Here is an 8,731-nt window from a genome sequence, read left to right as displayed (position 1 = left end):
GCTGGCCGCCGTCGGCAGCGCCCCGGGGTCGGCGCCGGGCCGCGCCAGGACGGGCGGCTGCGCCTGTGCCTGCACGCCGCTCGTTTCCCGGACCGGACGCTAAGACCATGGGCACCCATGTCGACGAGTTGACCAGCGAGGTCTCGGTCGAGCCCGCACCCGACCAGGGTCCGACCGCCGGCCCGCTGCCGGAATGGGAGGCCTTGGCGCGCCTGCGCGAACAGCGCCGCCGCCTGGATCAGGATCAATGGCGCACGGCGGCGGAGGGGTTCGATGACTGAGTCGCTCTTCACCGCCACGGTCCCGGTCTTCAAGGTGGACGGCCAGGTCCACGGGGAACTGGCCCGGGACCTGCTGCGCCTGGAGATCGCCGAGGACAGCACCGGGCTCAAGACCTGCTCGGCGCGGTTCATTGCCCAGGGTCCGATCCCCGGCGGGGAGGACGAGGGCCTGCTCTATCTGGACGGCAAGGTGCTCGACTTCGGCAAGGGGCTTGAGGTCTCCATCGGTCCGGCGTCGAATGACCGCACGGTCTTCACGGGGTCGGTGAGCGCGATTGAGGCGTGCTTCCGCGAGGAGGGCGAGCCGCAGGTGCTGGTCCTGGCGGAGGACCGGCTCATGGACCTGCGCATGACCCGGCGGATGAAGACCTACGAGGAGCAGAGCGACGCGGACATCGCCCGCGCCATCGCCGCCGAGCACGGCATCCCGGTGCAGGCGCAGGCCCAGGGTCCGACCTACGACCGCGTCCAGCAATGGAACCAGAGCGATCTCGCCTTCCTGCGCGAGCGCGCCCGGCTGATCCGGGCGGAGGTCTGGATCGCGGACGGTACCCTGCACTTCAAGACCCGCGACCAGCGCACCGGCACCGAGCTGACCCTGGTGCGCGGCAACCGCCTCCTGTCGCTGGACGCCCGCGCCGACCTGGCCCATCAGCGCACCAAGGTCAAGGTCAGCGGCTACGACGCCGCCGCCCGCGACGCAATCGACGAAGAGGCCACCGGCGACGCCATCCAGGCCGAGATCGCCGGGGGCCGCACCGGCCCCGAGATCCTGGCCCAGGCCTTCGGGGAGCGGGTTTCCTACCGGGTGCGCGAGGCGCCGCTCAAGAGCGCGGAGGCGACCGACTGGGCGCGCGCCGAACTGCTGCGGCGTGCCCGCGGATTCGTCCAGGTACGGGGGGTCACGGACGGCGCCGCGGACCTGATCGTGGGTTCCAGGGTGCGCCTGGAGCGGGTGGGCAACCCCTTCGAGGGCGGCGGCTATTACGTGACCCAGGTCTGTCACACCTACGACCTGACCGACGGCTTTCGCACCCGGTTCGCCGCCGAGCGCCCCACCGTCGGCAACGCGGCGGCCAGGCCATGAGCAACGATTTTCGCCCGGACGGGGACGCGCCGCGCTATTTCGGCCTCTACCCGGCCATCGTCACCAACCTGGTGGACCAGGACGGTCTGGGCCGCATCGAGGTCAGCTTCCCCTGGCTGGGGGCGGACGGCGCCACGGTGCGCGCCTGGGCCACGCTGCTCTCACCCTACGCCGACCAGGACCAGGGGTTCCAGGTGCTGCCGGAGCGCGACACCCAGGTGGTGGTGGGCTTCGAGGCCGGGAGCCTGCGCCGTCCCTACATCGTGGGCGCGGCCTGGAACGGCAAGGAGTCCCTGCCGGTGAGCCCGGAGAAGGCCAACAACAAGCGCATCATCAAGACCCGCTCCGGCTCCATCCTGGAGTTCGACGACACCGGCGGTGCGGTCAAGGTCACCCTGTCCACCAAGAGCGGGCATCAACTGATCCTGAAGGACAGTCCCCAGGAGGTCAGCCTGGAGCATCAGAACGGCTGCAAGATCACCATGAACGCCGCGGGCCAGGTGAAGATCAATGCCACCAGTACGGTGGACATCACCGCCTCCGTCGTGAACGTGCACGCGCCCATGGCGCTCTTCGACGGCACCATCAAGTGCACCACGCTGATCACGACCTCGGTCGTGTCGTCCTCCTACACACCGGGCGCGGGGAACATCTGGTGAGCGCGCACCCCTGGGTCCTGGTCGCCCCCTGGTACCGCTGGGACCGCCCCGCGGTGCCCGGTGCCGGGCGCGGCACCGCGCCGGCCTTCCAGAAGTTCTCCTCCGACACCTATGTCCTGGATTTCCTGGCCAACCCCCAGCATTCGCTGCGCTTCGAGCCCGGGGTGGACGAGGTCCAGGAGCTGCACTACACGGCCGCGCCCAAAATCCTGCCGCCCGCGGCACTGGCGGGGAAGATCACCAGCCTCTTCCCCACCGGCAAGAAGGGGCAGCCCGGCCCCTTCCTGACCAGTCTGCGCCCCACCGGTCTGCGCAAGATCTATCTGGACACCCACAGCCGTCACTATCTGGTGGTGTGCGAGCTGCACTGCGATCTCGCCGGATTCCCCTCCCCGGATGCCCGCGAGGTCTGCCAGGCGGGCCTGGTGGTGCGCCGTCGGCACCTGTCCTATCCGGATTCGGCCCGGGCCGAGGCCCAGGCGATCGTCAAGGACCTGGTGGCAGTGGACCGCGCCATCGCCGCGCTGCGCGGCGCGGCCCCGGGCGCGGACTGCGGCTGCGGCCCCAGCCGCGATCAGACCTTGGCGACGCGGCTGCGCTCACTGTTCAAGACCGCGGCGCCGAGCCTCCCGGCCTTGGAGGAGACGCGCGCCGGGCTCAATACCAGGCTCGCCGCCTGGCGGGGCCGCGCCGGCGCCCACTGGCTGCTCGAGGGCTGGATCCCCGGGGACCGGGACCGGATCGGGGCCTGGGGCCTGGTGGAGGACGAGCCGCAGGACCTGGTGGAAGCCTGGTCGCCCATGTGGGCACTGTTCGCGGACCCGGCCCGGCCCGACCACGACGCCGCCGGGCGGACCATCTTCTACGGGGTCCTGCCGAGCGCGAGCTTCGACACCGACCTGGCCGGCAAGGCGCGCTTCGACGACCACACCACCTACGAGGTCCGCTGCTTCGTGCGTCGGCACGACCCCCGCTGCCCGCGGGGCGCGGCCCCGGACTGCCGCGGCGAGCTGGTGTGGAGCCGCGCGAGCGAACGCTACCGGCTGGCCCCCCCGTTCGATCTACTGGGAACCTCCAACAGGCCCGTCACCATCCAACTGCCGAACCTGGCCGAGCTGGCCGCCCAGGCGACCCAACTGCCCATCGGCAAGTTCTCGCCGATCAAGATCATCCAGCCCCAGAGCTTGAGCCCGAAGGTGCAGGACGGGGTCTGCACGTCCGGCACCATGGGCGGTCCGGCCATCTGTTTCATCTCCATCCCCCTGATCACCATCGTCGCCTATTTCGTCTTCAGCATCTTTCTGCCGATCGTGGTGTTCGTCTTCGGGCTCTGGTTCCTGCTCGCATTCAAGTTCTGCATCCCGCCGCAGATCGACTTCGGCGTCGGTCTGGAACTCAAGCTCGAGGCCGCGGGTGAGTTGGGGCTGGATCTGGATGCGGACTTCAATATCAACGTCGAGGTCGCGGGGGTGCTGACACCGGTGAGCGCCGCCACCCTCAACACGGAACTCAAGACAACGCTCGCGGGAGGCTTCGCCGACGCCTACGGGTTCGACCCCGGGGACGTCGGGGACGGGCTCGCCGATTTCTCCAGCACACCGCTCAAGGGGCTGGCGGACGTGGGCCTGGAAATCGAGGCCCTGCCGGCCGACGTCGCCGCCGACCCCCCGGTACGCGGCAACATCGAGGCGGATGTGCACTTCGAGACCCCGGTGACACGCATGGGGACACGCGCATGATCGACACCCGCAAACTCCTGGGGCGCGGCTGGTCCCTGCCCCTGGCCCCGGACCGCGCCGGCCGGCTCGTCTACGCGGATGGTCCGGAGAAGGTCCGCCAGGCGATCGGCATCGTCCTGCAGACCGAGCCCGGGGAGCGCCTGATGCGCCCGGACTTCGGCTGCGGTCTGCGCCGCTTCCTGATGAAGCCCAACACCACCGCGACCCGCGCCCTGATCCAGCGTGAGGTGGAACGCGCCCTGGCCAACTGGGAGCCGCGCATCCGGCTCGAGTCCGTGGGCGTGACCCCCGGGGAGGACCCGGCCCTGGTCCTGGTGACCATCGCCTATGTCCAGGTCCTGGACGGGCGTCGCGACAACCTCGTCTATCCCTTCTATCTGGAGTGATGTCATGCCGTTGCCCAGCCCCATCCTGGATGACCGCTCCTATCAGCAACTGCGCGACGAACTGGTCCGGCGCATCCCGGTCTATACGCCGGAGTGGACGGACCACAACGCGAGCGACCCCGGCATCACGCTCCTGGAGCTCTTCGCCTTCCTGGGCGAGAACCTGCTCTACCGGTTCAATCAGATCCCCGAGGCGACCAAGCTGGAGTTTCTGCGCCGGCTGGACGTCCCGCTGCGCCCGGCACTGCCCGCCCAGGGGCTGCTGCGCCTGAGCACGGAGCGCCCCGCCGGGGTCCTGGCCCCCATCGGCACCGAGGCACGCGCCGGCGATCTCGCCTTCGAGACCCTGACCGAGACCCTCGTCTGGCCGCTGTCCGCCATCGGCGCCGGCCGGGTGCGCACCGCGGCGCCGGACCAGGCGAGCGAGCCCGAGGTCTACGACCTGGCCGTGCGGGCCGCCCAGGCCCTGGATGACCTGCCGGCGGGGGCCAGGCTCGACTATTACCGCACCGAGCTGATCCCCACCGCGGCCGACGGGGTCCCCGCGGACCTGCCGGGTACGGTCGACAGCACCCTGTGGATCGCGCTGGTCAGGGAGAAGGGGTTCGACGCCGCCAGACTCGGGGGCGCCGTCCTCAACCTGGCCTTTGTCCCGGCGACCGACTATCCGTCCGCGCAGTCGGTCCCGGCCTGTCCCGGCGAGGGTCCGGCGCCGCGCGGGCCGGCGATCGAGTGGCAGATATCGCAGACCGCCCTGCTCGGCGGCGAACCCGACTACCGGCCCATCCAGGTGGTCGGCGACAGCAGCTCCGGACTCTCCCGGGAGGGCGTGGTGCGCCTGCGCCTGCCCAAGGACCTGGCCCCCGTGGGTCCGCCGCAACTCCCAGACCCGGACCGCGCCGGGACCGGGTCCCGCCCCCCCAACCTGGACGACGAGACCCAGGCGCGGGTCTTCTGCTGGCTGCGCGCCTTCCGCGTCGACCAGGGCGACCTGCCGCGCTGCGCCCTCCTGGTCGCCAACGCCGCCCAGGCGCGCCAGTGCGTGCGCGCCCGACCCGAGTATCTGGGCACCGGGACCGGCCAGGCGGAACAGCGCTATGCGTTGGTCAAGCGGCCGGTGCTGGCCGGCAGCGCCCGGATCGAGGTGGAGGAGCCCGCGGGCTGGACCGCCTGGACCGAGATCGACGGATTTCACTTGAGCGGCCCGGACGACCGCCACTTCCGCTGCGACCCGGAGACCGGCGAGGTCCGCTTCGGCAACGGGGAGCAGGGTCGGCCGCCCCAGATCGGGGAGCGCATCCGCGCCCTGGAGTACCGCTACGGCGGCGGCACCCGCGGCAACCTGCCGCCCGCGAGCGTCTCCAAGGTCCTGCTGGACGGAGTCAAGGTGGACAATCCGCTGCGCACCCGCGGCGGCGCCGACCCCGAGCCCATCGAGCGCGCCCTGGAGCGCATCCCCGGCGAACTGCGCCGCCGCGACCGGGCGGTCACCGCCGGGGACTTCCGCGAGTTGGCCCTGGCCACCCCGGGCGCCGGGGTGGGCCGCGCCGAGTGTTTGCCCCGCTTCCATGCCCCCAGCCTGACCCCGGGACGGGCCGGGGTGGTCACGGTGGTGGTGTGGCCGACCGAAGACCCCCGGCAACCGGACGCGCCGCTGCCGGATCGCTATCTCGTGGCGCAGGTCTGCGCCTGGCTCGACGAGCGTCGGCTCGTGACCACCGAGCTCTATGTCGTCCCGCCTACCTACCATCAGGTCGCGGTCTCGGTCGCCCTGGCGGTCAAACCCGGCTACGGGATCGAGGCGGTGCGCCGCTGGGTGGAACTGTTGCTCCGCCAATACCTGGCCCCCCTGCCCCCCTACGGCCCCACCGGCGAGGGCTGGCCGCTCGGTCGGCGCGTGCACGGACCCGAGTTGGAGGCGGCGGCGCTCCAGGTGGAGGGGGTGGAATACCTGGAGGGCCTGGCCCTGGCCGGTCGCGACCCCAAGACCGGGCGCTGGTCCGCCACGGTGCCCACGGTCGTGCTGGAACCCTATGAGGTCCCCTGGCTGACCGATATCCTGGTGGTCGCCGACGTGCCCCTGCCACCCCCGCGGACGGCCTTGACGCCGGCGCCCGGCGGCACGCCGGAGGGGCCGGGTGGGCCCGAAACGCCGCAGGTGCCGGTGCCGCTGCCCATCGAGCGGGAGCGCTGCTGATGACCATTCTGCCCGCCGCCGCGGCCCTGGACCCCGGCTTCGCGCTGGTGCGCGGCGCGGATCAATGGGTGCGCGCCTCCTTCGCCGACTGCGCCCTGGTCGCGGGCGCCGTTCAACTCGCCTGGGAGGACGTGCCGGAGGGGGGCCAGGTGCCGGGTGCGGCGCCGCCGCGCGGGGCCGGTCTCGCCTTCGACGGGCAGTGCCGGCTCTACCACAGCCGGCCGGACGCGGGCAGCGTGGAGCGCCTGCCCTGGGCCGCCCAGGACGCGCTGCGCCCCGCCCAGCCCGGGCCGGCCCCCACCCCGCTCTTCGCCGCCGTCGCGCAGACCTTCGGCGACTTCGCGCCACGGCAGGCCGCCCTGCCCCTGGCCGCCCCGCGCGGACTCGCGGTGGACGCCGAGGACCGGCTGTTCGTCGCGGTTCACGGCTCGCGCACCCTGCTGGTCCTCGAGGGCGTGGGGGAGCGGCGCGGCCGACGTATCCTGCGCCGGGCGGTCTTCCCCGGCCGGCCGCTGGATCTGGCGACGGACCCGAGCGGCCAGGGTCGCGAGGTCCTGGTGGTCACCGAGTCGCCGCTGGCGCTCTACCGCATGACCGCGCGCGGGACCCCGAAACCGCTGGAACTGCCGGCCGGGGTCCAGGCCCCGGTCCGGCTCGCGGTCAGCCCCGCCGGGGCACGCGTGCTACTGAGCGCGGCCGGCAGTGCCGCCGCCCGGGTGCTGGAACTCACGGCGCCCCAGCGGGACCGCGCGGTCCCCTGGGCGACCGACATCGCCTTCTGCAGCCCCACTGCGACCGGCCAGGGCGACCCGAACCCCGATACAGGCGCCGCGGGCGGGGACGAGGGTGCGGTCCTGGCCGTGGCCCGCCGGCCGGGGGAACTGTTCCTGCGGCTGCGCCTGGGCGCGGTCGGTCTCGAAGAGCTGCCAGGGCTCGCGGCCCCCGGCTATGACGGGCTGGGGATCGTCGCCACGCCTGACCAGCGCATCGCCTTTTGGAGCGCCCGGGGCCTGCGCTATGCCGTGGCGGCGCGCCGCGCCTACCGCCGCACCGGGCAGGTGGTCGGCTTCCGGCTCGACAGCGGCGACTTCCAGACCCAGTGGGGCCGGCTCTTCGTGGACGCCTGCATCCCCCGGGAGACGGACCTGCGGGTGTACTGCATCGCCGCGGACGAACTGCCCGAGGTCCCGCTGGTCCCGCGCCTGGCACCGGTCAACCTGCGCGACCCGGGTGCCCCGCTGATACCCCCACACGACGCGCTGTCCCCGCCCTTGCCGGCCCAGGCCTGGGTGCCGGACCCCGGCACCGCGGCCAGTCGTTTGCATCGGCGCGCCGAGGGCCTGGAACTGCCCTGGGCGCGGCGTGCGCCAAATGATGCCTTCGCCACCTACGAAACCCCGACCACCGACCGCCGCGGGCGCTATCTGTGGGTCATCCTGGAACTCTCCGGGAACGGCCGCAGCAGCCCGCGAGTGCGGGCCTTGCGCGCCGGGTATCCGGCCCATGACCTGCTCCAGCGGCTGCCCCGGGTGCTCGGCGCTGACGCGGACGCCGAGCGCTTCCTGGGCCGCTTCCTCGCCCCCCTGGCCGGGCTCACCGGCGACCTGGACGCCCGCGCCCGCTTGCGTCACGCCCTCCTGGACCCTCGCTCGGCCCCGGACGAGGCGCTCCCCTGGCTCGCCGACTTCTTCGGTCTGGTGCTGGACGAGCGCTGGTCGGCCGCGGTGCGGCGGGCGCTGATTGCCGAAGTCATGGAGCTGTTCCGCTACCGCGGCACCCTGCGCGGGCTCAAGCGCTTTCTACACCTCGTCACCGGGGTGGAACCCATCATCGTCGAGCGTTACCGCATGCGCGGCGGGGCCGTGATCGGCGAGCCGGCGGCGCGCGGCTCCCGGGCCGTCCTGGGGGGCGGGATGCGGGTCGGCGGACAGGTGGGGACCAGCGCGCAGACGCCCCTGGGGGCGGGGTCCGCGGCGGACGCCTTCGAGACCCATGCCCACCGCTTCACGGTCATGCTGCCCGCCCTGCTGTCGGAGGAGACCCTGGCCCTGGCCGCCCGGGTCCTGGAGGTCCACCGCCCGGCGCACACCCTCTACGACCTCTGCACCGTGACCGCCGGCAGCCGGGTGGGGCGCGGGCTGCATGTGGGTCTGGGCGCGGTCATCGGCCGCGGGAGCGGCTGGGAGCCGCTGCGGATCGGCTCCAGCACCCTGGGCCGCGGGGGACTCCTGGGTCGACCGGCACCCGGTACCCGCACCGACGGGGCGCGGGTCGGATTGGACACGCGGGTGGGCTAAGGAACGGTTCATTAATATGTTAAACAAGTCCATTAGGAAATGCTTTTCGCGTCGTTGTCGTTGTCGTTGTCGTAATCGAGGTTAT

General features: G+C 72.4%; 7 protein-coding genes. All 7 read left to right on the top strand.

Annotated features, from left to right (window positions below):
- Positions 1-107 precede the first annotated feature (107 nt).
- The 7 genes from QZY48_RS16900 to QZY48_RS16870 are packed head-to-tail and all read left to right on the top strand — an operon-like array spanning position 108 to position 8,646.
- Positions 108-281: a hypothetical protein gene (locus QZY48_RS16900; protein WP_295433081.1), complete on the top strand. Its 174-nt coding sequence runs from the start codon at positions 108-110 to the stop codon at positions 279-281.
- Positions 274-1,368 (top strand): phage late control D family protein, encoded by a 1,095-nt coding sequence (locus QZY48_RS16895; protein ID WP_295433079.1) that lies wholly within the window; start codon positions 274-276, stop codon positions 1,366-1,368. Before QZY48_RS16900 ends, QZY48_RS16895 begins: the two co-directional genes overlap by 8 nt.
- Positions 1,365-2,027 carry a phage baseplate assembly protein V gene (locus tag QZY48_RS16890; RefSeq protein WP_295433077.1) on the top strand — a complete coding sequence of 221 codons (663 nt, stop codon included), beginning with the start codon at positions 1,365-1,367 and terminating at the stop codon, positions 2,025-2,027. The genes QZY48_RS16895 and QZY48_RS16890 overlap by 4 nt, the downstream gene beginning before the upstream one ends.
- Positions 2,024-3,766 carry a hypothetical protein gene (locus tag QZY48_RS16885; RefSeq protein ID WP_295433075.1) on the top strand — a complete coding sequence of 581 codons (1,743 nt, stop codon included), beginning with the start codon at positions 2,024-2,026 and terminating at the stop codon, positions 3,764-3,766. Before QZY48_RS16890 ends, QZY48_RS16885 begins: the two co-directional genes overlap by 4 nt.
- The gene (locus QZY48_RS16880; protein WP_295433072.1) at positions 3,763-4,152 is read left to right on the top strand and encodes a GPW/gp25 family protein; all 390 of its coding nucleotides are present in this window, start codon (positions 3,763-3,765) and stop codon (positions 4,150-4,152) included. Before QZY48_RS16885 ends, QZY48_RS16880 begins: the two co-directional genes overlap by 4 nt.
- 4 nt (positions 4,153-4,156) lie before the next feature.
- Positions 4,157-6,349: a putative baseplate assembly protein gene (locus QZY48_RS16875; RefSeq protein WP_295433070.1), complete on the top strand. Its 2,193-nt coding sequence runs from the start codon at positions 4,157-4,159 to the stop codon at positions 6,347-6,349.
- A complete protein-coding gene (locus tag QZY48_RS16870; protein WP_295433068.1) occupies positions 6,349-8,646 on the top strand; it encodes a phage tail protein in 2,298 nt (765 codons plus the stop codon). The genes QZY48_RS16875 and QZY48_RS16870 overlap by 1 nt, the downstream gene beginning before the upstream one ends.
- Positions 8,647-8,731 lie beyond the last annotated feature (85 nt).

The organism is uncultured Thiodictyon sp. (genome assembly GCF_903828115.1).
Lineage (GTDB): Bacteria > Pseudomonadota > Gammaproteobacteria > Chromatiales > Chromatiaceae > Thiodictyon.
The sequence above is the reverse complement of the archived record's forward strand: the minus strand, read 5'-3'. Positions and strand labels throughout refer to the sequence as shown.

What these genes read in the sequence shown, in the direction of transcription:
- QZY48_RS16900 (WP_295433081.1), top strand. Translation starts at nt 108, where the DNA reads ATGGGCACCCATGTCGACGAGTTGACCAGCGAGGTCTCGGTCGAGCCC.
- QZY48_RS16870 (WP_295433068.1), top strand. Translation starts at nt 6,349, where the DNA reads ATGACCATTCTGCCCGCCGCCGCGGCCCTGGACCCCGGCTTCGCGCTG.
- QZY48_RS16875 (WP_295433070.1), top strand. Translation starts at nt 4,157, where the DNA reads ATGCCGTTGCCCAGCCCCATCCTGGATGACCGCTCCTATCAGCAACTG.
- QZY48_RS16890 (WP_295433077.1), top strand. Translation starts at nt 1,365, where the DNA reads ATGAGCAACGATTTTCGCCCGGACGGGGACGCGCCGCGCTATTTCGGC.
- QZY48_RS16895 (WP_295433079.1), top strand. Translation starts at nt 274, where the DNA reads ATGACTGAGTCGCTCTTCACCGCCACGGTCCCGGTCTTCAAGGTGGAC.
- QZY48_RS16880 (WP_295433072.1), top strand. Translation starts at nt 3,763, where the DNA reads ATGATCGACACCCGCAAACTCCTGGGGCGCGGCTGGTCCCTGCCCCTG.